The organism is Chitinibacter sp. GC72 (genome assembly GCF_009760905.1).
Lineage (GTDB): Bacteria > Pseudomonadota > Gammaproteobacteria > Burkholderiales > Chitinibacteraceae > Chitinibacter.
Map to the genome: position 1 here is coordinate 280,467 of NZ_VIRW01000001.1, position 24,407 is coordinate 304,873.

Sequence of the window (24,407 nt, forward strand, 5' to 3'; positions counted from 1 at the left end):
CTTTTGTTACGACTGTTAGCACTGCCTTGCGGCAGGCTTTATACAGACACAGTCGCCAGTCTGTTATTTTTTCTTCGGTGCCAGCATCATGACCATCTGACGACCTTCTAGCCGTGGATATTGCTCAACCACCGCCAACTCTGCCAGATCAGCTTCTACACGTTTGAGCTGAGCCATACCGATTTCCTGGTGAGCCATTTCACGACCACGGAAACGCAAAGTAAATTTGCATTTATCGCCGTCATTCAGGAAGCGAATCGCACCACGCAGCTTAACCTGGTAGTCGTTTTCGTCGGTACCTGGGCGCAACTTGATTTCTTTAACCTGTACCTGCTTTTGCTTGAGCTTGGCAGCGTGCTTCTTTTTGGCCTCTTCGTAACGGAATTTGCCAAAGTCCATCAGACGGCAAACTGGTGGCTGTGCATTAGGCGCAATCTCGACGAGATCGACATCTGCATCTTCAGCCATTTGAAGAGCTTGATTCAGCGAAACAATACCGAGTTGATCGCCATCCACACCTTGTAAACGAATTTCGCGCGCGGTGATCTCACCATTGATCCGCGGGCCTTTGTCCTGAGCAGCTATTGTCATTACTCCAAGTCATTCAAAAACAAAACCGTGCATCGGCAAGCGTTAGACTTTGGGCATTTCCGACTGGATGAGCGCTACAAGCGCATCAACCGTCATCTGGCCCAAGTCTTCACCGCTGCGATTTCGCACGGCCACCAAACCTGCATCACGCTCTTTATCACCGATAATCAGCTGATAAGGCAAACGCTGCAAGCTATGTTCGCGAATTTTATAGGTTATTTTCTCATTTCTCAAGTCAGCAATAGCACGAAGTCCATTTTGATTGAGACGAGCGGTTACATCCTGCGCATATTCGCGCTGCGATTCAGAAATATTCATCACCACCAATTGCACCGGCGCGAGCCACACTGGGAATGCACCGGCAAAGTTTTCGATCAGGATACCAATGAAACGCTCAAGCGAGCCGAGCACGGCACGGTGAAGCATGATTGGGCGATGTTTGGCATTGTCTTCGCCCACATATTCAGCACCAAGGCGCTCTGGCAAATTCGGGTCAATCTGCAAAGTACCGCACTGCCACAACCGACCCAGACAGTCTTTGAGCGTAAATTCAATTTTAGGGCCGTAGAACGCACCTTCACCCGGTAGATACTCAAACTCCAAGCCTTGTGACTGCAAAGCGGCCGCCAGCGCTGCTTCTGCTTTGTCCCAGCTCTCTTCAGTACCCACGCGTTTTTCTGGGCGAGTTGATAGCTTGACTAAAATCTCGCTAAAACCAAAGTCAGCGTAGACTTCTTTGAGCAAATCAATGAAGGCGGCTGCCTCTTGCTGCACTTGATCTTCAGTACAGAAGATATGAGCATCATCTTGCACAAAGCCACGTACACGCATAATGCCGTGCAGAGAGCCTGATGGCTCGTTACGGTGGCATGAACCAAACTCAGCGTAGCGCAACGGCAAATCGCGGTAAGAGCGCAAGCCTTGGTTAAAGACTTGAATATGACCAGGACAATTCATCGGCTTAACAGCGTAATCACGTTTTTCCGATTCAGTCGTAAACATATTGTCGTGATAATTTTCCCAGTGGCCTGATTTCTCCCACAAGGTGCGATCCATCACCATCGGCGTACGAATCTCATCGTAGCCATGATGATTCAGCTTGCGACGCATATACTGTTCAATCGTCTGCCACAGCGTCCAGCCTTTAGGATGCCAGAACACCATGCCTGGCGCTTCATCTTGCATATGGAACAAATCGAGTTGCTTACCGATTTTACGGTGGTCGCGTTTTTCTGCCTCTTCCAGCATATGCAGGTACTGTGCCAGATCTTCTTTTTTGGCCCAAGCTGTACCGTAAATACGCGTCAGCATTTCGTTTTTGCTGTCACCACGCCAGTAAGCACCAGCCACCTTCATCAATTTGAAGACTTTAAGCTTACCAGTAGAGGGTACGTGCGGGCCACGGCACAAATCGGTGAAGTCGCCTTCGCGGTACAGGCTCAATGTTTGGTCGGCAGGGATTGATTCAATAATCTCGGCCTTATAGATTTCACCGATGCTTTTGAAATAAGCCACCGCTTCATCACGCGATAGCTCGTAGCGCTCGACGGGAATATCTTGCTTGGCCAGCTCCTGCATTTTCTTTTCAATCAGTACCAGATCATCGGGCGTGAATGGGCGCTCGTACGAAAAATCGTAGTAAAAGCCATTTTCAATCGCAGGGCCAATCGTTACTTGCGCAGTGGGAAAGAGCTGTTTGACCGCATAAGCCAATAAGTGAGCAGTTGAGTGGCGAATCACTTCCAGACCATCTGCATCTTTCTCGGTGATGATCGCCAAATTGACATCACGCTCAATCGTATAGCTGGTATCCACCAGCTGACCATCAACCTTACCTGCAAGCGCCGCACGGGCAAGGCCAGCACCAATACTTGCTGCGACTTCAGCAATTGTCACTGCGGATTCAAACTGGCGCTGCGAACCATCTGGAAGAGATACAACTGGCATTTTTTTCGCCCTTACAAGTATCGGCTGGTGCCGAGATCAATATTGAAACGAGATAAAAAAAAAGTGCGGCTTACGCCGCACTTTTTAAGAAACAAGAACTGTGAACGGCTTAACCCAAATTGAAAAAGGTTGTTGTGCGCGTTGTGGTCATTCTTGTTCCTCTGTGTTGGTAGGCACGATTGGACTCGAACCAACGACCCCCACCATGTCAAGGTGGTGCTCTAACCAGCTGAGCTACGTGCCTAAAGAAGCGCAATCATAAACGGGCTAGGCCACTTTGGCAAGAACTAAGCCAGCGACGAAGATCGAATGAAGCAAAGCTTACAATCCAGGCTTGCGCCAGAAAAATCGCCAAACAAACCCGGGCCAAGCCAATACCAGAAAGAGCGATAGCGTACTGGCATAGAACTGCCAATTCTGCGCATGGACCGGGCTGGCCTGACCTTCAATCAGCCTGGCAATAAAGCCAAGCAGAACAAAGAAAAACCCTAATTCCAGCACTCGCCAGAAAAAAAGCTTTTTCCCTGATTTAGGCTGCAAAACAAACAGAATTTTTTCCGTGAGGAAAGGCAAATTGGCGGCCAAAGCCGCCAAGGTGCCAATTAATAGCAAATTTTGCATTTAATCGATATCAATCTTAGTGAACACCAGGAATGATGGAACGCTGCACGGCATCAATCAGCACGGTCATTAATGTGTTTGGCATCAGACCGAGAACCAATAGAAGCAGACAGTTGATTGACAATACCACTTTGGCATCAAAACCAGCGATTAATGGCTCGGAGCTTTCCGGATTATCAAAGTACATCACTTTCACAACGCGAAGATAGTAGAAAGCACCGATCAGCGAGAATGCTACCGCCACCACAGCCAGCCACACCATTTGCATATTGACGATCTCTTTCAAGACCGACAGTTTCGCAAAGAAACCCAGGAATACCGGAATACCTGCCATCGAGAACATGGTAAACAGCATCATCAAGGCAAACCATGGGCTGCGTTGATTCAAGCCTTTCAAATCGGCAATCTGGTCTGCCTCAAAGCCTTCGCGCGACAACAGCATTAGCACGCCAAAACCGGCAGCGCCCATCAGCAGATAGCTCATGACATAGAAGAAGGATGCGGCGTAGCCATTAGGCGTTGCCACCAGAATACCCAGCAATACAAAACCCATGTGCGAGATGGTTGAGTAACCGAACATGCGTTTGATATTGGTTTGTGCAATCGCAGTGATGTTACCCAGACCAATTGACAATACAGCCAAGATCATCAGCATGCCGCGCCAATCGGGCGCAAAACCTTCCAGCGCCTGAGCCAAGACGCGCAAAGTAAATACAAACACGGCAATTTTTGGCGCAGTCGAAATCAGCTGAGTCATTGGTGTAGGCGCGCCCTGATAAACGTCAGGTACCCACATATGGAATGGCACTGCACCAAATTTAAAGCCCAGACCAGTTACAACAAACACCAAACCGAAGACCACCAGCAGATTATTTGCAGAACCTTGCTGAATCGCTTTCGCAATCGCGAATACGTCCAGAGTACCTGTCGCGCCATACAGCATAGACATGCCGTAGAGCAACATGCCTGACGCCAAAGCACCAAGGACGAAGTACTTCATCGCAGCTTCAGTTGAAGCGAATGAATCACGGTTCAGCGCTACCATCGCGTAGATCGACAGCGACATCAATTCCAGACCCACGTATAGAGTCAGGAAGTTAACCGCCGAAGCCATCACCATCATCCCGAGCAGAGAAAACAGTGCCAAGGTGAAAAACTCACCACGGTATAGGCCGCGAGCCTTTGCGTACGAACGGCCGTAGACCAATACCAGGGCAACACCCAGAATCATACCCAGCTTGGCGTAATCAGACAGAGCATCAGCCAGGAAAGAATTACTAAAGCCAAGACGCGCTTGCGGCTCGTGACCAGCCACCACCAGCGCAGCGGTTACGCCCAAAGTGAGCAAGGTCAAAACATAGGTAATGCCACGCTTGGCATCACTGATAAATAAATCAATCAGCAGGATGGCACAGACCGCACAGAGCAAAAAGATCTCTGGCGTTGCCACCCATGGATTAAGACTGGTCCAGGTCATGGTTCTAGCCTACTTTGTATAAGTCGATGATTAGTGGAGCTTGGATTGCGAAACGTGCCAGATCAGATCGTTGACTGACTGGTGCATCACATCAGTAAATGGTTTAGGGAACAAACCCATACCCAATACTGCGATCGCCAAAATGGCCAAAACCAAGAATTCACGTGTGTTGACGTCTTTCAACTCGGCCACATTATCGTTGCCCACATCGCCAAAAATGACACGTTTATACATCCACAGCGTGTAGGCCGCGCCGAAGATCAGCGTGGTCGCAGCAGCAAAGGCGTACCAGAAGTTCACCTGAACCGCACCCAAGATCACCATGAACTCACCGGCAAAACCAGAAGTGGCTGGCAAACCCGAGTTGGCCATTGCAAACAACATCATGAATGCAGCAAAGATTGGCATCTTGTTGGCAACGCCGCCGTAATCGGCAATCTTGCGGCTGTGTACGCGGTCATACATCACACCAATACAGAAGAACATCGCGGCAGAAACAAAACCGTGAGAAATCATCTGCACCAAGGCACCTTCAACCGCCCAGGCGTTCAGCTCATTGCCGTTGACGCCACCAAACATAAAGAAGCCCAGCGACACGAAACCCATGTGGGAAATCGAAGAATACGCCACCAGCTTTTTCATATCGGTTTGCACCAAGGCCACCATACCGATGTATACGACTGCAACCAGTGATAACGCTACAAATACCCAGGCATACTCCCTGGAGGCATCGGGTGCGATTGGCAGAGCAAACCGCAGGAAGCCATAAGCACCCAGTTTGAGCGTAATCGCCGCCAGCACCATCGAACCACCAGTCGGTGCTTCAACGTGAGCGTCGGGCAACCAGGTGTGCACTGGCCACATTGGTACTTTCACTGCAAACGCAAAGAAGAACGCCACCAGCAACAGGGTCTGTGCTGCCATACCCAAAGGCAGGCGATGGTAATCAGCAATCTCGAAGCTGCCACCAGACTGGTAGTAGAGGTAGATGAAGGCCACCAAAGTCAGCAGTGAACCCATCAGCGTATAGAGAAAGAACTTCACTGATGCGTAAACGCGGTTCGGGCCGCCCCATACACCGATAATCAGGTACATCGGGATCAGCATCGCTTCAAAGAACACGTAGAACAGAATTGCGTCCAGCGCGACAAATGCACCATTGATCAAACCTGACATGATCAGGAATGCAGCCATGTATTGCGCTACGCGCTTTTCAATGACTTGCCAGCCAGCCAATACCACCATCAAGGTGGTAAAGCTGTTCAGGATCACAAAGAACATCGACAAGCCGTCAACACCGAGGTGGTAGTTGATGTTCAAACTCTGAATCCACGGTTTCATTTCTTCAAACTGCATGCCGCCATGCAGAAGATCGAAACCGGTGTACAGCGGAATCGTTACAAGGAAAGAGGCCAAAGCGCCAAAGAGCGCCAGCCAGCGCGCAGCAGGAGCATTTTTATCGCTTCCTGTCGCGAGCACGATCAGGCCTGCCAGAATTGGCATCCAGATCGCAAGGCTGAGGAGATTACCCGTCATAGTTAACCTACTTGTTAATAATTAAATCTGGCAATCAGTGAACCCACTGATTACTGCACTTGCAGTAAACCACCCAACCAAATCGTCAGCAGCAACAATGCGCCGAGAATCATGGCAAACGCGTAGTGATAGATATAACCGCTTTGAATACGACGGGTCAGATTAGAGAACAATCCAACCAATTTAGCCGTACCGTTCACAACTAAACCATCAATCAGCAAGGTATCACCCACTTTCCACAACACAGTACCCAATGCACGGCCGCCAGCGGCAAATCCATTGATGTACAAGTGATCCATATAGTATTTCTCTTCCAGCAGTTTCTTCACGCCAATTGAAGTGAAGAAGCGATCAAGTGCGGCAGGAATTTCTGGCTTAACCATGTAGAAGAAGTAAGCACTCGCCACACCTGCAACAGCCAACCAGAATGGCAGCGTTACAAAGGCATGCATGCCCATGTGGTACCAGTCTTCTGCGTGCTCACCCACAGCAGCCATTGCACCGTGCAAGTCATGATTAACAAAAATCACGTCTTTGAAGAAATCACCGACCAGCATTGGCGTCATTGCCCAAGCACCGATCAAGACTGAAGGGATTGCCAACAATACCAGCGGCAGCGTAACAACCCATGGAGACTCGTGCGGCTTGTCGTTCGGGCCCAAGCCATGGTGATGTTCATCTTCATCGTGCGCATCAGCATCATGAGCGTGGTGATGATCTTTCTGCATCCATTGCTCTTTGCCGTGAAATACCAAGAAGTACATCCGGAATGAGTAGAACGCAGTGACAAAGACACCGGCCACCACCGCGAAGTAGGCAAAACCAGCGCCTGGCAGCGTTGAAGCTTGAACCGCCAAGATGATCGAATCTTTCGAGTAGAAGCCTGACAGGAACGGCGTACCAATCAATGCCAATGAGCCCAGCAATGAAGTGATCCAAGTGATCTTCATGTATTTGCGCAAGCCACCCATATTACGGATGTCTTGATCGTGATGCATCCCCATAATCACCGAGCCAGCGGCAAGGAACAGCAAGGCTTTAAAGAACGCGTGCGTCATCAGGTGGAACACTGCAACAGAGTACGCTGAGGCGCCCAAAGCGACGGTCATATAACCAAGCTGAGACAGCGTTGAGTAGGCAACCACGCGCTTGATGTCGTTCTGAATAATGCCCAAGAAACCCATGAATAGCGCGGTAATTGCGCCAATCACCAATACAAAGTTCAGTGCAGTTTCCGACATCTCGAACAATGGCGACATGCGTGAAACCATGAAGATACCCGCTGTCACCATCGTTGCCGCGTGAATCAGCGCAGAGATTGGTGTTGGGCCTTCCATTGAATCCGGCAGCCACACATGCAGCGGAAATTGTGCTGACTTACCCATCGCACCAATAAACAGCAAGATGCACGTCACTGTCATCAACGACCAGGTCGTACCAGGCAAAATGCTGATTGTGGCATTTTGCAGCTCAGGTGCTTTGGCAAATACTTCGGCATAATCGAGTGAGCCAAAGTGCGCCAAAACCAGACCGATACCCAGCAGGAAACCAAAGTCACCGACACGGTTAACCAGGAATGCTTTCAGGTTGGCAAACGTCGCGGTTGGGCGTTTGAACCAGAAGCCGATCAGCAGGTAAGACACTAAACCTACTGCTTCCCAGCCGAAGAACAGCTGTACAAAATTGTTACTCATGACGAGCATCAACATTGAGAAGGTAAACAGTGAGATATAGCTAAAGAAACGCTGGTAACCCGGGTCTTCGTGCATATAGCCGATGGTGTAGAGGTGAACCATCAATGAAACGAAGGTCACGACACACATCATCATCGCGGTCAGATTATCGACCAGAAAGCCGACGTTCAGATCAACGCCATTGACGGTGAGCCAGGTATATACCGTACCGTTAAATGATTCGCCACCTGCAAGCAAATACTGCAGCACGTATGCTGATAAGCCGAACGAAACGGCAACGCCCGCGATGGTCACGCAGTGTGCTGCACGGCGGCCGATTAACCAGCCAAACAGGCCAGCGATCAGCGCACCAAACAGCGGCGCAAGCGGGATCAGCAGATAAATCGATTTCATGTCCATTGGTATTCTTGTCCGATTTAATGTTGTCCGGTTTAACCCTTCAGACTATCCAGATCTTCGACGTTGATCGACCGCAGATTACGGAAGAGCACCACCAAGATCGCCAAGCCGATGGCAGATTCTGCAGCGGCTACGGTTAGGATAAAGAAGACGAAAATCTGACCCGCGGTGTCGCCCAAAAACTGCGAAAACGCGATGAAGTTCATGTTAACCGACAAAAGCATCAGCTCGATTGCCATCAGCAATACGATCAGGTTTTTACGGTTCATGAAAATGCCAAATACACTGACAGCAAACATGATTGCGCCAAGTACGAGGTAATGTGTAAGCGTTAGCACTGTCGTCCCCTATTATGCAGCAGGCTTGTCTTCGCCAGCTGATGCATCATCAGCGACGAATTTAGGCTCAGACTTCATTTTCACCATGCGTACACGATCTTCACGCTTAATACGGATCTGATCACCCGGATTAATATATTTCGTGTTTTTACGTTTACGCAGCGTCAGGGCAATCGCAGCCACCATACCTACCAGCAGCAATACAGCTGAGAGCTGGAATGGCAGGAAGTACTCGGTGTAGATCAATTTGCCCAGAACTTCGGCTGAAGCAGTATCAAACGAAGGCTCAACTACATTGTCGATTTTGGCGTAACGATGCGTCAGAATCAGCACCATCTCAGCCAGCATAATCGCAGCCACCGTACCGGCTACCGGCAAGAACTTCCAAAAGCTCTGGCGCAGTTTCTCAAAGTTGATATCGAGCATCATGACTACGAACAGGAACAGCACCATCACTGCCCCGACGTAAATCACAATCAACGATACCGCCAAGAATTCGGCCTTCATCAGCATCCACAGTACGGCGCTATTAAAGAACGAAAGTACCAAGTACAGCACGGCGTGAACTGGGTTTTTTGCTGTGATCACGCGAAAAGCAGCAAACACCAGTACGACAGCAAATACATAAAAAATCGCTAAACTCATATCCATAGCTCGGAACCCTTAGCGGTATTTAGCATCAGCGGCTTTGCGCTCAGCGATTTCTTTTTCGTATTTATCACCAACGGCCAATAGCATCGGCTTGGTGTAATACAAATCGCCACGTTTTTCACCGTGATATTCATAAATATGTGTTTCAACAATGGCATCGACTGGACAGGCTTCTTCGCAGAAACCACAGAAAATGCACTTTGTCAGGTCGATATCATAACGGCTAGTACGACGGGTTTTGTCATCCTCGCGCGCTTCTGATTCGATCGTAATCGCCATTGCTGGGCAAACTGCTTCACACAATTTACAAGCAATACAACGCTCTTCACCGTTGGCATAACGACGTTGCGCGTGCAGACCACGGAAACGTGGACTGTACGGCGTTTTTTCGTCCGGAAACTGCACGGTGATCTTGCGTTGGAAGAAGTGGCGGCCGGTCAACTTCAGGCCCAACACCAACTCCCACAGCAAGAAGGTTTTAAAGAAATACGAAATTTTTTCCACGGTCTCTGTCCTTTTCTTCTTACCAGATCGACCAAGGGGTCTGCATCCAAGCACCGACCACGATAATCCACACCAAGGTCACAGGGATGAAAATTTTCCAGCCCAGACGCATCAGTTGGTCGTAGCGATAACGTGGGAAAGTAGCGCGGAACCACAAGAAGCAGAACAGCAAGAATGCTACTTTCAATACCCACCACAGTGGGCTTGCAGCGCCGAGTACCGGGATTGACGCAGGGAACGGAGACAACCAGCCGCCCAAGAACATCACCGATGCCATTGCCGAAATCAAGATCATATTGGCGTATTCAGCCAAGAAGAACAGCGCGAAACTCATACCTGAGTATTCAACCATGTGACCGGCAACGATCTCAGACTCACCTTCGGTTACGTCAAATGGTGCGCGGTTGGTTTCAGCCACGCCGGCGATGAAGTAAACAACGAACAGTGGCAACAGAGGAATCAAGTTCCATGACAAGATCGAGCCGCCCATCATGCCAGCACCTTGCTGCTCAACGATTTTCGTCAAATTCAAGCTGCCCGACACCATGATGACGCCAACGAGCGCAAAGCCCATCGCCAACTCGTACGAAATCACCTGAGCGGCTGCACGCATACCGCCCAAGAAAGCGTACTTCGAGTTAGACGCCCAACCAGCCAAGATCACACCGTAAACGCCCATTGATGTAATGGCCATCACGTAGAGCAAACCTACGTTAACATCAGCCAATACATACCCAGGGTAAAACGGTACAACCGCCCACGCAGCTAGCGCAGGGACCAATACCATCACTGGAGCCAAGAAGAACAGCTTCTTATCCGCAGCGCTAGGTGCAATGATCTCTTTAAGCAGCAGTTTTACGCCGTCAGCAACTGGTTGCAGCAAACCAAACGGACCGACCCGATTTGGGCCGATACGAATCTGCATATAACCAATTACTTTACGCTCAGCCAAAGTCAGGTAAGCGACTGCACCCATAATCGGCGCAACGATCAGAACGATCTTCAGCAAAGTCCAAACCAGGAATGCCACTTGATATGCAGTTTCTGCGCTCAAGTACCCAGCGAGGATGTTTTGTAGAAATTCCATTATCTACCCCCTTATCCTTTGAGTACTTCAACAGCACCCACCATCTCGCCCAAATCACGAGTTAGCGGATGAGAAGTTGCAACACGCACCACGTCGTCAAGCAAGCCAGCATCAAGCTTCACAGTCAACTCAGCACTACCCTGCCCTTGTTTAACGATGGCTTTACCACCATCAACAAGACCAAGCTTAGCGATGGTTGCTGCATTGAGACGGACTGTAGTTGCCAAAGCCGCATCAGCAGTTGCTTGTAAGCTTGGAGCACGACGAACAATTGCATCGCCTTGGTAAACAGGCACTTCACCCAAACGAACCAGACCTTGCGCTGATTTAGCAGAAACTGCGACAGCTGAAGTCAAAGTATTGTTCAAGCGAGCTGCGGTATCACCAGCCAGCGCTTCATCACGGATTTCTTCTGATGAGTTGTAGTCAAAGCCGTTAAAGCCCAAGACATTGCCCAAGACACGGAATACCTTCCAAGCTGGACGCGTTTCACCCAATGGACGAACTACGCCGTTAAAGCTTTGTGCTTTACCTTCCATATTCACAAACGTACCTGACGTTTCGGTGAATGGAGAGATTGGCAGCAAGACATCTGCGTAATCCATTGCACAGCTTTGGAACGCAGACATCACCACAACCATTTCAGCTTGTTTTGCCGCAGCTAGCGCTTGCGAGCCGTTATGCGCATCGAACTCAGGCTCAACACCGACAAATACATAAGCTTTCTTAGCAGCAGCAAATACATTACCACCAAGGTCTGCACCGATCAGCTCAGCACCCACGCTGTTGGCAGCAACAGCAGGAACGCCCAACTTAGCGCCAGTCAAGGCAGCCAATGCAGCAGCAGCGGCGTAGATTTCAGCGTAGCGTGCTGAAGTTTGAGCAATATTGCCCAACAATACAGCAGCTTTTGCTTTTCCTTCGAAGCTATTTGCAATTGCGCGAGCTGCGTCGCTAACCACTACGTTAGCCAAATCGATGCCCGCAGGAGCGGCAACTGATTTGAGTTCAACCACTGCTTTAACTACTTGCAGCAAACCTTCAAGCAATTGGTCAGGACGAACAATGACTTCGCCTGCCAATTTAGTCAGCAAGTCATCGCCATGCACATTCACCAGTGACAAGGCCATGCCTTTCTTAACCGCTTGGCGCAGGCGTTGAGCCAGCAGTGGCTGCTCTTTACGAACCGTTGAGCCTACGATCAGAACGGCTTCGTTTTGCGACAATTCTTCCAGCGATTGGCCTAGCCATTTAGCGCCTTGGGTTTTCACCGAGAAGTCAGCATTGCGCGCAAAGGCTTGAACGGCTTCAACACCTAAACCGGCCATCAATTTGCGCAGCGTGAACAACTCTTCAACCGTGCTGTTAGCAGAAGCAACCGCAGCAACGCTGTCTTTACCGTGCTCTGCAACAACCTGTTTCAGGCCATTCGCAACGTATTCCAGCGCAGTTTGCCAATCAGCCTCTTGCCAAACACCGCCTTGCTTGATCATTGGCTTGGTCAGACGTTCTTGGCTGTTCAGAGCTTCGTACGAGTAACGATCGCGGTCAGACAACCAGCATTCGTTAATCGCTTCGTTTTCCAGCGGCAACACGCGCATTACTTTGTTGTTCTTCACTTGAACGATCAAGTTAGAACCCAAGCCATCGTGCGCACCGACTGATTTACGACGAGATAATTCCCAAGTACGTGCGGTGTAGCGGAATGGTTTGCTGGTTAAAGCGCCAACCGGACACAGATCAATCACGTTCCCTGAGATTTCTGAATTAACCGTTTTGCCAATGAATGGCATTACTTCGGTAAATTCACCGCGGTTAGCCATACCCAACTCTTGGAAACCAGCGATTTCTTCAGTAAAGCGAACACAACGGCTGCAATGGATGCAACGCGTCATATCAGTCGAAATCAGGGGGCCCAGGTCTTTGTTGGCAACAACGCGTTTTTCTTCAGCGTAATCAGAACCGGACTGACCATAGCCTACGGCCAAATCCTGCAACTGACACTCACCGCCTTGGTCACAAATTGGACAGTCAAGAGGGTGATTGATCAGCAGAAATTCCATTACACCCTTCTGAGCGGTAACCGCTTGATCAGAATGGGTAAATACTTTCATACCATCAGTAACAGGCGTGGCACAGGCCGGTAAAGGCTTAGGTGCTTTTTCGACCTGAACTAGGCACATACGGCAGTTTGCGGCAATTGAGAGTTTTTTGTGATAGCAAAAATGAGGGATATGCACACCAATTGAATTGGCTGCGTCCATCACAGTGCTACCACCAGGGACTGTCAATTTTTTACCGTCGATTTCGATTTCCAGCATGCTCGACTCGATTCAAAGGCAATAATTCAAAAGAAAACTCGACTAATACAGCGCGAAATTACAGACCTTTCGCTTTTTGTGCTTTATTGATCAAATCTTCGAATTCATGGCGGAAGTGTTTCAACATTCCACGCACAGGGAATACAGCAGCATCACCCAGCGCACAAATTGTGCGACCAGCGATATTGTCACCAACGCGTGACAGCAAATCGAGGTCTTCCGGGCGGCCTTCGCCGTTGGCGATGCGATGCACTACACGATACAACCAGCCTGTTCCTTCACGGCACGGGGTACACTGACCGCATGATTCTTCGTGATAGAAGTAGGACAAACGCTCAAGCGCGCTGACCATACAAACTGTCTCATCCATCACAATTACCGCACCAGAACCCAACATTGAGCCTGCTTTAGCAATTGAGTCGTAATCCATCGTGCACTGCATCATCACATCAGCAGGCAATACTGGTGCAGACGAACCACCAGGAATCACTGCTTTGAGCTTTTTGCCGTCGCGCATACCGCCACACATCTCGAGCAATTCAGAGAATGGTGTACCCAATGGAATTTCGTAGTTGCCCGGACGATTTACGTGACCAGAAACCGAGAACAATTTGGTACCGCCATTATTTGGCTTACCGAGCTCAAGGAATTTCTGACCGCCTTCACGAATAATGTATGGTACTGAAGCAAAGGTCTCAGTGTTATTAATCGTGGTTGGCTTGCCGTACAGGCCGTAAGACGCAGGGAATGGAGGCTTAAAGCGCGGCTGGCCTTTTTTGCCCTCCAAAGATTCGAGCAGAGCCGTTTCCTCACCGCAAATATACGCACCATAACCATGGTGGCCATGCAGTTGGAAACAGAAATCCGAACCTAAAATATTGTCGCCTAGGAAGCCAGCGGCGCGAGCTTCTTCGAGGGCCTCTTCAAAGCGTTGATATGCCTCAAAGACTTCACCGTGGATATAGTTGTAACCTACAGTAATCCCCATGGCGTAACCGCCAATAATCATGCCCTCAATCAGGGCATGCGGGTTGTAGACCATAATATCCAGGTCTTTAAATGTCCCAGGCTCGCCTTCGTCGGTATTACACACCAGATATTTCTGGCCTGGAAAACTGCGTGGCATGAAAGACCATTTCAAACCGGTAGGAAAGCCTGCACCACCGCGCCCACGCAAGCCTGAAGTTTTCATATCAGCAATAATGTCATCTTGGGTGATTTTATCATTGATGATTTTTTTCAGTGCGGCATAACCGCCGCGCTTGACATACTCTTCCAGACGCCAGCAGTTTGGATCTTCAAAATTGACGTTCTCAAATACAACGCCTTTTACATAGACGGTCATTATTCAAGCTCCGCCAGTTTTTTGTCGATAGCTTCAGGTGTCATGTGATTGCACATGCTGTGATTGTTCACCAGCATGACTGGTGCATAGCCACAGGCGCCCATGCACTCACCTTCTTTTAGCGTGAATTTGCCGTCAGCCGTCGTTTCGTTGAAATCAATACCCAGCTTTTGCTTGAGGTAATTGGCTGTGGTATAGCCACCCGACAAAGCACAGGGTAAATTGGTGCACACAGTCAGCTTGTGTTTGCCGACCGGCTTCATGTCGTACATGTTGTAGAACGTTGCCACTTCGTACGCCATCATTGGGGCAATACCAAGATAGTTGGCAATAAACTCAATCATGTCATTGGTCAGGTAACGCTTCTCAACCTGAGCAATGCGCAAAGCACCCATGACAGCAGAACGAGCCTGATCAGCAGGATATTTGGCTACTTCGCGATCGATCTGCGCCAAAGACTCGGCAGATAGAAGATTGTGGGTAGTCAGATTGTTGGTAGACATCAGCGGTCAATCTCCCCGAATACAATATCTTGCGTACCGATGATCGCTACAACGTCAGAAATCATGTGGCCGCGCGCCATTTCATCAAGCGCCGACAAATGCACATAACCTGGCGCACGAATCTTCAGACGGTAAGGCTTGTTAGCGCCATCAGAAATCAGGTAGATACCGAATTCACCTTTTGGATGTTCAACGGCAGCATATGCCTCACCCTCGGGCACGTGCATGCCTTCAGTGAACAATTTGAAGTGGTGAATCAGCTCTTCCATATTTTCTTTCATCGCTTCGCGCGATGGAGGAGCAACTTTATGGTTATCGGTAATCACCGGGCCTGAATTTGCTTTGAGCCAAGCAACACATTGCTTGATGATGCGATTTGATTGGCGCATTTCTTCAACGCGAACCAGATAACGATCGTAGCAATCGCCAGTTTTACCAACTGGAATATCAAAATCCAATTGATCATAAACTTCATAAGGCTGAGTTTTACGCAAATCCCACTCAACGCCAGATCCGCGCAGCATCGCCCCCGTAAAGCCGATGGCTTTTGCACGATCCGCATCAACCACACCAATACCCACAGTACGCTGCTTCCAGATACGATTATCTGTCAGCAGAGTTTCGTACTCATCAACGTACGTTGGGAAACGATTGGTAAAGTCTTCGATAAAATCGAGCAAGCTACCTTGACGGTTCTTATTCAGATCCTTGATCGCGGCAGCATTACGCACTTTTGACGCTTGATACTGAGGCATTTCATCCGGCAGGTCACGATACACACCACCCGGACGATAGTAAGCAGCGTGCATACGCGCGCCCGATACTGCCTCATAGCAATCCATTAAATCTTCACGCTCGCGGAAGGCGTACAAGAAGATCGTCATTGCTCCACAATCCAAGCCGTGCGCGCCAATCCACATCAGGTGATTCAACACACGGGTGATTTCATCAAACATCACACGAATGTACTGAGCACGAATTGGCACTTCCAAGCCCAACAATTTCTCAATTGCCATGCAATAAGCATGTTCATTGGACATCATTGACACATAGTCAAGACGATCCATGTATGGCAATGACTGAATGTACGTTTTGTGTTCAGCTAATTTTTCAGTCGCACGGTGCAACAGCCCAATATGCGGGTCGGCACGCTCAACAACTTCACCATCCAACTCCAGCACCAATCGCAATACACCGTGCGCAGCAGGGTGTTGTGGACCGAAGTTCAAGGTGTAATTACGGATTTCAGCAGCCACCGTAGTTCTCCTCGCGGATAATGCGCGGTGTAATTTCACGCGGATCGATGGTCACAGGCTGATAAACGACACGCGCTTGCTCAGCGTCGTAACGCATTTCAACGTAACCAGACAATGGGAAATCTTTGCGGAATGGATGACCAACAAAACCATAGTCAGTCAAAATGCGACGCAGGTCAGGATGACCCTGGAACACAATACCAAACAGGTCAAACGCTTCACGCTCGAACCAGTTGATTGCAGGCCAAACATCGACCATCGAATGAATAACAGGGAACGAATCATCCGCACAGAACACACGCACACGCAGACGAACATTGTGCTTATATGACAGCAGATGATAGACCACCGCAAAGCGCTGACCTTCCCAGATGCCGTCTTTGTATTCGCTGTAGTCAACGCCACAGGCGTCAACCAATTGTTCAAAATGCAAACTGACGTCATCGCGCAATTGCAAAGCCACTTCAGGCCAATGCGCAGCAGGCACTTCAATCGTTACTTCGCCCAGCGCATTTTTCAGCGAAGCAATCTTGGCTTCACCCAAAACAGTGCGCAAGCTTTCAATCAGTGTTTCTAGCTTATTTGCCATGGCTCACCTCAAGAACGCGCGATAGAGTTGGTACGTTTGATTTTGTTTTGCAACTGTATCAAACCATACAACAGCGCTTCAGCTGTCGGTGGACAGCCCGGCACGTAGATATCAATCGGCACAATACGATCACAGCCACGAACCACTGAGTACGAATAGTGGTAGTAACCACCACCGTTCGCACAGGAGCCCATAGAAATTGCCCAACGAGGCTCTGGCATTTGATCGTAAACCTTGCGCAAGGCAGGGGCCATTTTGTTACAGAGCGTCCCCGCAACAATCATCAAGTCAGATTGACGTGGAGATGGACGAAATACGATACCGAAACGATCCAAGTCGTAACGCGCCGCACCCGCATGCATCATCTCCACGGCACAACAGGCCAAGCCGAACGTCATTGGCCACAATGAGCCAGTACGCGTCCAGTTAACAACTGCATCAACCGTTGTGGTAACAAACCCTTTTTCGAGACTTTGTGCTTCCATTTATCTCACTCCCACTCCAGTGCACCCTTCATCCATTCGTAGACGAAGCCGACCACCAGAATGGCCAGGAATATCATCATCGATACAAAGCCGAACATACCCAATTCTTTGAGCACGACAGCCCAAGGAACCAAAAACGCGACTTCCAAATCGAACAGAATAAACAGAATCGCCACCAAGTAGTAACGCACATCAAACTGCATGCGCGCATCCTCGAATGCTTCAAAGCCGCATTCATAAGGTGATAATTTTGCCGAATCTGGCCGAACCGTTCCCAAGACCTTACCAATCCCAGCACCGAGCAATAGCGGCAAAACACCCACCACCAAACCGACAATAAGGAAAAGCAGGATGGGGAAATAGTCTTGCAGCATGAAAATCCCCAGTTCAGAAGTAATACATAAAGACAGAAATGCAGCTATTTTTGCTGCTTTTTATATAAATAGCCGAGCCATTTTCACAGCTCAGCTAAATATTGATTTTGATAGCGGCTTGCACTATCAGACCAGCAATCCATGCGACTGCTTAGTCGGGAATCTTTTGACCGGCAACAGGAGAAGCAACTTCGGCAGCAGGCTTGGCACCAGACATCACACCCAGATCGTTTTTGCTCGTTTTCGGCGCAGTCAACAACACCAGCGCCATGCACGTCACAAAGAACACCGCCGCAGCCGCTGCAGTAGAACGACTAAGGAAATTGGCCGAACCCGAGGCACCAAATACGCTGCCAGCAGAACCGCTACCAAACGCAGCGCCCATATCGGCGCCCTTACCATGCTGCATCAAGACCAGCACAATCACCGCCAAAGCAGAGATGACGTTCAAGATCAGCACCAAACTAGTAATAAAGTCCATTTTTATCCATTCCTGTGGCGGCGTGAATTGTACCAATCAGCGGGCTGCTTGGCAAATTCCCACAAATTCAAAAGCCGAGAGCGCAGCACCGCCAACCAACACGCCATCAACATGATCTACTGCTAATATTTCTGCGGCATTACCCGACTTGACACTGCCGCCATACAAGACTTTGACACGAGCATCGAGCTGCTCTTTAATCAGGGCGTGCATCGGGGAAATCTGCTCACCGGAGGCCACCACACCACTACCCACAGCCCAGGAAGGCTCGTATGCCACGGCAAACAAGCCCATCGGCAAACCACGCAAAACTTCCAGCTGCCCAGCAACCACCTTCTCGGCATTACCCTGGCGACGCTCCTCAGCCGATTCACCGACGCAGTAGACACCAAACAGACCTGCGTCGAGTGCCGAACGTAGCTTAATACCCGCCTGCTCGGTCGTTTCCCCAAAAAGACGACGACGTTCGGAATGACCGATAATCACCATCTCGCAACCGACATCCGCCAACATACCCGATGAAACCTCGCCGGTATATGGCCCTATGTGATACTGGCTAACGTCTTGAGCGCCACACTGTATATGGGTATGTTGCAATATCTGCTTGGCAAGCATGATATACGGCGCAGGCACACAGACACCGACATTGGCATCGAGTCCAGCTTGCGCCACTTCTGCCAACACCGATTTAATTTGCCCGATACTGCCGTGCAACTTCCAATTACCAATCACCATCTGCTTGGCCATGCAGCAACCCCTTTGGCAAACTAGGGCGAGATGGTAACAACCCCGCTCCCACACCGTCAAACCTTGTTTTTCACACTCTCCCTTCAGTCACAAAGCATTTGTAATATTTCGGAAACATTCCTCTATTAAGATGCCTGCATCGAATTCACACCCATTTCGCTCTGGAGATTTAAAAAAATGACTTTTGCTCGTAATCTGATCGTTAGCGCCGGCTTGCTGGCAGGCCTTTTTACTTCTGCCCAGGCAGCTGACATCACTGGCGCTGGCGCAACATTCCCGTACCCGCTGTATGCCAAATGGGCTGAAATGTATAAAGCCAAAACGGGCACCGGCATGAATTACCAATCCATCGGTTCAGGCGGCGGCATCAAGCAGATCGAAGCCAAAACAGTCGATTTTGGTGCATCAGACATGCCATTGAAAGTGGACCAACTCGATAAAAGCGGCCTGATGCAATTCCCTACCGTAGTGGGCGGCGTTGTTCCGGTCATCAATATTCCGGGCATCAAACCGGGCGATTTCAAACTCACGCCTGCAGCACTGGTTGATATTTATCTAGGCAAAATCAAAAAATGGAACGACCCTCGCCTGGTTGAAATCAATAAAGGCTTGAGCCTGCCAGACCAGAACATCACCGTGGTACGTCGCTCTGACGGCTCGGGCACCACCTTCCTGTTCGTGAACTACCTGTCACAAGTATCACCTGAATGGAAAGAGAAAGTGGGTGCGAACACTTCGGTACAGTGGCCAACAGGCGTGGGCGGCAAAGGCAACGAAGGCGTAGCCAACTACGTACAACGTATCAAAGGCTCAATCGGCTACGTTGAATTTGCTTACGCAAAACAAAACAAATTGTCATACACCCAGCTAGCAAATAGCACTGGCAATTTTGTGCGCCCAACCGAAGAAGCCTTTATCGCCGCATCGGCCAATGCCGACTGGAAATCAGCGCCAGGCATGTACCTGGTAAGCACCAACGCACCTGGTAAAGACTCTTGGCCTATTGCTAGCCCTACTTTTATCCTGATGCATAAAAAACAGGACAAACCGGCGCAAGCGCTGGAAGTGTTGAAGTTCTTTGACTGGGCTTACGGCGCAGATGCTGACAAAGCCGCACTGGCACTGGATTACATTCCAATGCCGGACAATGTAGTCAATATGATCAAAGCCAACTGGAAAGCGCAAATCACCGATGGCAAAGCGGCTATCTGGAAATAAGCAGATTCAAATATAATTGGCACTTTATGTCAGGCACACAGTTTATTCGGGCTGTGTGCCTGTTAGTTTGTAGATTATGGTAGTCCGGAGACGGTAATGTCTGATTTAAATCAACGGATGAAAACACAGCGTTTGCAGGACGCGATTTTCGTCAACAGCACGCGCTTTTTTGCCTTTTTTGTGCTTGCACTCCTTGCTGCAATTATTGCATCACTGATTTATGGTGCCTGGCCCGCAATTGAAAAATTCGGCTTTGGCTTTTTAGGCAATTCAAGCTGGAATCCGGTCACCGACGAATTTGGCGCCTGGTCATCCATTCGCGGCACTTTGATTTCTTCGGGTATTGCCTTGCTAATCGCCGTTCCTGTGAGCTTTGGCATTGCGATTTTCCTAACTGAACTCTCACCCGTGTGGCTGCGTCGCCCATTGGGAATTATGATCGAGTTGCTGGCAGGTGTACCGTCCATTATTTACGGCATGTGGGGTCTGTTTGTTTTTGCGCCCTACTTTGCTGACAATATCCAACCCAAAATGACCGAATGGACTGCGGGTATTCCGGTGATTGGCGATTGGTTTGCCGGCCCTCCCATGGGGATCGGCATGTTTCTGGCCAGCCTGATTTTGGCGATCATGATTATTCCTTACATCACTTCGGTAATGCGTGACGTTTTCGAGATTGTTCCCGCCCTCCTGAAAGAGTCTGCCTATGGTCTGGGTGCAACCACTTGGGAAGTGGTATGGAATGTCGTGGTACCGTTTACCAAAACCGGGATTATCGGCGGCATCATGCTCGGTCTGGGCCGCGCACTGGGTGAAACCATGGCGGTGACGTTTGTGATCGGCAATTCGATGAATGAAATGCTGACGCTGTTTGACCCGGCCACCACGATTTCAGCCACGCTGGCCAACGAATTTACCGAAGCGCACGGCGAGCTTTACACCGCCTCACTGATCGAGCTGGGCCTGCTGCTCTTCGTGATCACCTTCCTGGTGCTGGTTCTTTCCAAACTTCTGCTCATGCGTTTAAACCGCAATGAAGGCGCTCATTCTTAAGATAGGTTGCTGCTATGAATCTTTACGCTCGTCGCCGCTTTGCCAACTACACCAGCCTGACGTTATCGATGATTGCGATGGCTTTCGGCTTGTTCTGGCTGTTCTGGATCATGTATACGCTGTTTTTGCACGGCTCTGCAGGTCTGTTTTCACTGGCAACATACACACAAAGCACTCCGGCTCCCGGCAGCCAGGGCGGCCTGGCCAATGCCATTGTGGGTAGCCTGGAAATGACTTTCTTTGCCGTTTTGATGGGCACCCCCGTTGGCATTCTGGCAGGCACTTATCTGGCCGAGTTTGGCCAGAAAGGCTGGCTGGGTAATAGCACCCGCTTTATCAACGACATTCTGCTCTCTGCCCCATCGATTGTGATCGGTTTGTTCATTTTCGAGGTGTATGTTGCGCAAGTTGGCCATTTCTCAGGTTGGGCGGGTTCATGTGCACTGGCGATTCTGGTCGTTCCGGTTGTGGTACGCACCACTGAAAACATGCTGTTACTGGTGCCAACCGCCATGCGCGAAGCAGCCTACGCATTGGGTACGCCAAAATGGAAAATGGTTATGTTTGTAACGCTTAAAGCGGCGAAATCCGGCGTTGCCACCGGCATCTTGCTGGCGATTGCGCGCATCTTGGGTGAGACGGCGCCGCTGCTGTTTACCGCGCTGAACAACCAGTTCTATTCGGACATGAATAGCCCGATGGCCAACTTGCCGGTCGTGATCTTCCAGTTTGCAATGAGCCCGTATGAAGATTGGCACCGACTGGCTTGGGCAGGCGCCCTGATGATCGCCCTGTTTGTCCTGGGCATGAATGTTCTGGCGCGCGTGATGCTGCGCCAACCTAAACAACACTAATTTAGACTTTGCGACGGAATCAAATCATGAGCACTCTGAACAATGCCGGTTTGTCAGTTAAAAACCTGAACTTTTACTACGGCAATTTTCATGCCCTGAAAAACATCAATCTGGATATTCTGGCTGGCAAAGTAACTGCCTTTATCGGCCCATCAGGTTGCGGCAAATCCACTTTGCTGCGCACTTTTAACCGCATGTATGATCTGTACCCCAAGCTACGCGCTGAAGGTCAGATTATCCTGAACGGCCAGAATATTCTGGAGCCGGGCATTGACCTGAACATGCTGCGCGCCAAGGTCGGCATGGTATTCCAGAAACCAACGCCATTCCCGATGTCGATTTATGACAACGTCGCTTTTGGTGTCAAGCTGTATGAATCTTTGTCCAAATCTGAAATGGATGATCGCATCGAGTGGGCGCTGACCAAAGCGGCGCTGTGGAATGAGGTCAAAGACAAACTCAAGCAATCGGGTCTTGGCCTGTCCGGTGGTCAGCAACAGCGTTTGTGCATTGCACGTGCCGTGGCGGTCAAACCTGAAATCCTGCTACTGGACGAGCCGACATCCGCACTGGACCCGATCTCAACCGCGCACGTTGAAGAGCTGGTTCATGAGCTGAAAAAAGACTACACGATCGCCATCGTAACGCACAATATGCAGCAGGCCGCGCGGATTTCCGATTACACCGCCTATATGTATCTGGGCGAGATGATCGAGATGGGCGAAACCGATAACATCTTCACCTCGCCAAGCGTGAAAGCGACTGAAGACTATATTACCGGCAAATTTGGCTAAGCCATCAAAATAGGGGTATATCGCTGCAGAACATACTAAGAAAGTGCTACAGCCACATACCCCAATAAAAAACCCGCTTGAAGCGGGTTTTTTATTGGCATTAATCCTGACTTACAAGGTCAGGCCGCCTGTGACTTCAATCGCCGCACCATTGATATAGCTGGCGTCATCCGAAGCCAGGAAAGCATACACGCTGGCGATCTCTTCCGGCTGCGCCAGACGCTTCATCGGCACTTTATCTTCCATACCCTGCAGTACTTTTTCCGGCATTGCCTTGACCATTGGTGTCGCCACAAAGCCAGGACATACCGCGTTGGCGCGGATCCCTTTTTTGCCCAGCTCTTTAGCCCAGGTTTTCACAAAGCCGATCACGCCAAACTTGGATGCAGCATAGTTGGTTTGACCAAAATTACCGTACACGCCAACGACGGAGGACGCATTCAGAATCACCCCAGCGTTCTGCTCAATCATGGTATCGACCACGGCTTTGGTGCAGTTATAAACGCCTTTCAGATTGATATCGATCACGCGGTCAAACTGCTCTTCGCTCATCTTGTACAGCTGCGCGTCCTGCGTAATCCCGGCGTTATTCACCAGAATATCAATACGGCCAAATTGCGCTTTGACCGCGTCAACCATCGCCGCAATCGTGTCTTTCTTGGTCACATCAACGACAAAACCAGCCGCTACCGCACCACCAGCGGCCAGCTTGGCCACCACTGCGTCAACCCCTGCCTGATTTACGTCGCACACCACAACTTTTGCGCCTTCCGCTGCAAAACGGACCGCCGTTGCTTCACCAATGCCGCTAGCTGATCCGGTAATGATTGCTACTTTATCTTTGAGTTTCATGGATTTCCCCCAGACAAAAATTCAACCCCACTTTGATGTGCGGTCGCCCTGTAGCAGGATAAGCGCAGTGTTGCAGCGCAGCAAGAATAAAAGCACTTTTGTCTTGATAAAAAACAAGAAAGCCTTGCAGATGCAAGGCTTTGGCAGAATCGGCAGAACAGCGGCCAGTTTAACGCTCGATACCCTTGACCAAAGAGCGGCAATCTACCACCTGCAAATCGTTATCGCGCGCAAAAGTCATAATAAATTCGAACACGCGCGGATCGATTTTTTCCAGCTGCTTGTCGACCGCAACGCAACGTACATTATTGTGCACCATCGGACGAACAAACGGCGCATAGGATAATTTCTGATCGACCCCGAATGTAGACAAAATCCCAGATAAACGTTCAGCCCAGTCACTGGGGCGAAATTCACGACCAGAACTCGTGATTCCCTGAATGATGATTTCATATGGATTGCAGATCATAGGGGTGCCAAGCGTAAGTAAGAAGAACACGGCAATTTGCACTGCACAATTGCCAATCGAACTGATTATACCATCGCCAGCCTCTTTGACGGGCACAAATGTAGCGTGAATTGACCTAGTACAAGTCCTGATTGCAGACCAGAAAGGCATGATCAGGGCTTGCCAGAAATGGGTAAAACACTGAATAATGTTCGTTTTTTCAGCCATTTGAGCCGTCGCTA

25 protein-coding genes and 1 tRNA gene are annotated in these 24,407 nt (G+C 49.7%); 4 read left to right on the forward strand and 22 right to left on the reverse strand.

The annotated features are described in order from the left end of the window. Positions 1–63: 63 nt before the first annotated feature. The 20 genes from infC to tpiA form a co-directional block, all read right to left on the reverse strand. Entirely contained in the window at positions 64–591 is a 528-nt protein-coding gene (gene infC / locus FLS37_RS01280) for a translation initiation factor IF-3 (RefSeq protein ID WP_157314100.1), read from the reverse strand. A gap of 42 nt (positions 592–633) precedes the next feature. Beyond that, a complete protein-coding gene (thrS, locus tag FLS37_RS01285) occupies positions 634–2,538 on the reverse strand; it encodes a threonine--tRNA ligase (protein WP_157314101.1) in 1,905 nt (634 codons plus the stop codon). Positions 2,539–2,705: 167 nt separating this feature from the next. Next, positions 2,706–2,782: transfer RNA gene (locus tag FLS37_RS01290), tRNA-Val, on the reverse strand. Between the two features lie 77 nt (positions 2,783–2,859). Next, the gene (locus FLS37_RS01295; RefSeq protein ID WP_232522457.1) at positions 2,860–3,123 is read right to left on the reverse strand and encodes a DUF2818 family protein; all 264 of its coding nucleotides are present in this window, start codon (positions 3,121–3,123) and stop codon (positions 2,860–2,862) included. A 52-nt stretch (positions 3,124–3,175) separates the two neighbouring features. Next, a complete protein-coding gene (nuoN, locus tag FLS37_RS01300) occupies positions 3,176–4,636 on the reverse strand; it encodes an NADH-quinone oxidoreductase subunit NuoN (protein WP_157314103.1) in 1,461 nt (486 codons plus the stop codon). Positions 4,637–4,666: 30 nt separating this feature from the next. Then, on the reverse strand, positions 4,667–6,172 hold the full coding sequence (locus FLS37_RS01305; protein WP_157314104.1) for an NADH-quinone oxidoreductase subunit M: 1,506 nt from the start codon (positions 6,170–6,172) through the stop codon (positions 4,667–4,669). A gap of 50 nt (positions 6,173–6,222) precedes the next feature. Then, entirely contained in the window at positions 6,223–8,265 is a 2,043-nt protein-coding gene (gene nuoL, locus FLS37_RS01310) for an NADH-quinone oxidoreductase subunit L (protein WP_157314105.1), read from the reverse strand. 32 nt (positions 8,266–8,297) lie between these two features. Further along, a complete protein-coding gene (gene nuoK / locus FLS37_RS01315; RefSeq protein WP_157314106.1) occupies positions 8,298–8,603 on the reverse strand; it encodes an NADH-quinone oxidoreductase subunit NuoK in 306 nt (101 codons plus the stop codon). A gap of 12 nt (positions 8,604–8,615) precedes the next feature. Beyond that, positions 8,616–9,254: an NADH-quinone oxidoreductase subunit J gene (locus FLS37_RS01320; protein ID WP_157314107.1), complete on the reverse strand. Its 639-nt coding sequence runs from the start codon at positions 9,252–9,254 to the stop codon at positions 8,616–8,618. Positions 9,255–9,266: 12 nt separating this feature from the next. Further along, entirely contained in the window at positions 9,267–9,758 is a 492-nt protein-coding gene (gene nuoI, locus FLS37_RS01325) for an NADH-quinone oxidoreductase subunit NuoI (RefSeq protein ID WP_157314108.1), read from the reverse strand. A gap of 19 nt (positions 9,759–9,777) precedes the next feature. Continuing rightward, on the reverse strand, positions 9,778–10,848 hold the full coding sequence (gene nuoH, locus FLS37_RS01330) for an NADH-quinone oxidoreductase subunit NuoH (protein WP_374756821.1): 1,071 nt from the start codon (positions 10,846–10,848) through the stop codon (positions 9,778–9,780). Between the two features lie 8 nt (positions 10,849–10,856). Then, positions 10,857–13,166 carry an NADH-quinone oxidoreductase subunit NuoG gene (gene nuoG / locus FLS37_RS01335; protein ID WP_157314110.1) on the reverse strand — a complete coding sequence of 770 codons (2,310 nt, stop codon included), beginning with the start codon at positions 13,164–13,166 and terminating at the stop codon, positions 10,857–10,859. 58 nt (positions 13,167–13,224) lie between these two features. After that, a complete protein-coding gene (gene nuoF / locus FLS37_RS01340) occupies positions 13,225–14,511 on the reverse strand; it encodes an NADH-quinone oxidoreductase subunit NuoF (RefSeq protein WP_157314111.1) in 1,287 nt (428 codons plus the stop codon). Beyond that, on the reverse strand, positions 14,511–15,014 hold the full coding sequence (gene nuoE, locus FLS37_RS01345) for an NADH-quinone oxidoreductase subunit NuoE (RefSeq protein ID WP_157314112.1): 504 nt from the start codon (positions 15,012–15,014) through the stop codon (positions 14,511–14,513). The genes nuoF and nuoE overlap by 1 nt, the downstream gene beginning before the upstream one ends. Continuing rightward, entirely contained in the window at positions 15,014–16,270 is a 1,257-nt protein-coding gene (locus FLS37_RS01350) for an NADH-quinone oxidoreductase subunit D (protein WP_157314113.1), read from the reverse strand. Before FLS37_RS01350 ends, nuoE begins: the two co-directional genes overlap by 1 nt. After that, positions 16,260–16,859, reverse strand: a complete 600-nt coding sequence (locus FLS37_RS01355) for an NADH-quinone oxidoreductase subunit C (protein WP_157314114.1) — start codon at positions 16,857–16,859, stop codon at positions 16,260–16,262. Before FLS37_RS01355 ends, FLS37_RS01350 begins: the two co-directional genes overlap by 11 nt. An 8-nt stretch (positions 16,860–16,867) precedes the next feature. Then, positions 16,868–17,344, reverse strand: a complete 477-nt coding sequence (locus tag FLS37_RS01360; RefSeq protein WP_157314115.1) for an NADH-quinone oxidoreductase subunit B family protein — start codon at positions 17,342–17,344, stop codon at positions 16,868–16,870. A gap of 5 nt (positions 17,345–17,349) precedes the next feature. Then, entirely contained in the window at positions 17,350–17,718 is a 369-nt protein-coding gene (locus FLS37_RS01365) for an NADH-quinone oxidoreductase subunit A (protein WP_157314116.1), read from the reverse strand. Between the two features lie 151 nt (positions 17,719–17,869). Beyond that, on the reverse strand, positions 17,870–18,199 hold the full coding sequence (secG, locus tag FLS37_RS01370) for a preprotein translocase subunit SecG (RefSeq protein WP_157314117.1): 330 nt from the start codon (positions 18,197–18,199) through the stop codon (positions 17,870–17,872). A gap of 36 nt (positions 18,200–18,235) precedes the next feature. Beyond that, complete coding sequence (gene tpiA, locus FLS37_RS01375) at positions 18,236–18,946, reverse strand: triose-phosphate isomerase (protein WP_157314118.1); 711 nt, start codon at positions 18,944–18,946, stop codon at positions 18,236–18,238. Positions 18,947–19,123: 177 nt separating this feature from the next. Here tpiA and pstS point away from each other — a divergent pair, with 177 nt between their 5' ends. The 4 genes from pstS (at position 19,124) to pstB (ending at position 22,865) form a co-directional block, all read left to right on the forward strand. Beyond that, entirely contained in the window at positions 19,124–20,164 is a 1,041-nt protein-coding gene (pstS, locus tag FLS37_RS01380) for a phosphate ABC transporter substrate-binding protein PstS (RefSeq protein WP_157314119.1), read from the forward strand. A gap of 96 nt (positions 20,165–20,260) precedes the next feature. Continuing rightward, positions 20,261–21,217: a phosphate ABC transporter permease subunit PstC gene (gene pstC / locus FLS37_RS01385; protein ID WP_157314120.1), complete on the forward strand. Its 957-nt coding sequence runs from the start codon at positions 20,261–20,263 to the stop codon at positions 21,215–21,217. 14 nt (positions 21,218–21,231) lie between these two features. Next, entirely contained in the window at positions 21,232–22,071 is an 840-nt protein-coding gene (gene pstA / locus FLS37_RS01390) for a phosphate ABC transporter permease PstA (protein ID WP_157314121.1), read from the forward strand. A gap of 26 nt (positions 22,072–22,097) precedes the next feature. Further along, positions 22,098–22,865, forward strand: coding sequence for a phosphate ABC transporter ATP-binding protein PstB (gene pstB / locus FLS37_RS01395; RefSeq protein WP_157314122.1), 768 nt, complete (start codon positions 22,098–22,100; stop codon positions 22,863–22,865). Positions 22,866–22,976: 111 nt separating this feature from the next. On the opposite strand, the gene fabG is transcribed toward pstB, so the two are convergent. Together fabG and FLS37_RS16815 are read right to left on the reverse strand one after the other, a co-directional pair. Continuing rightward, positions 22,977–23,717 (reverse strand): 3-oxoacyl-ACP reductase FabG, encoded by a 741-nt coding sequence (fabG, locus tag FLS37_RS01400; protein ID WP_157314123.1) that lies wholly within the window; start codon positions 23,715–23,717, stop codon positions 22,977–22,979. Between the two features lie 169 nt (positions 23,718–23,886). Beyond that, a complete protein-coding gene (locus FLS37_RS16815) occupies positions 23,887–24,393 on the reverse strand; it encodes a DUF3579 domain-containing protein (protein ID WP_232522458.1) in 507 nt (168 codons plus the stop codon). Between the last annotated feature and the right edge of the window lie 14 nt (positions 24,394–24,407).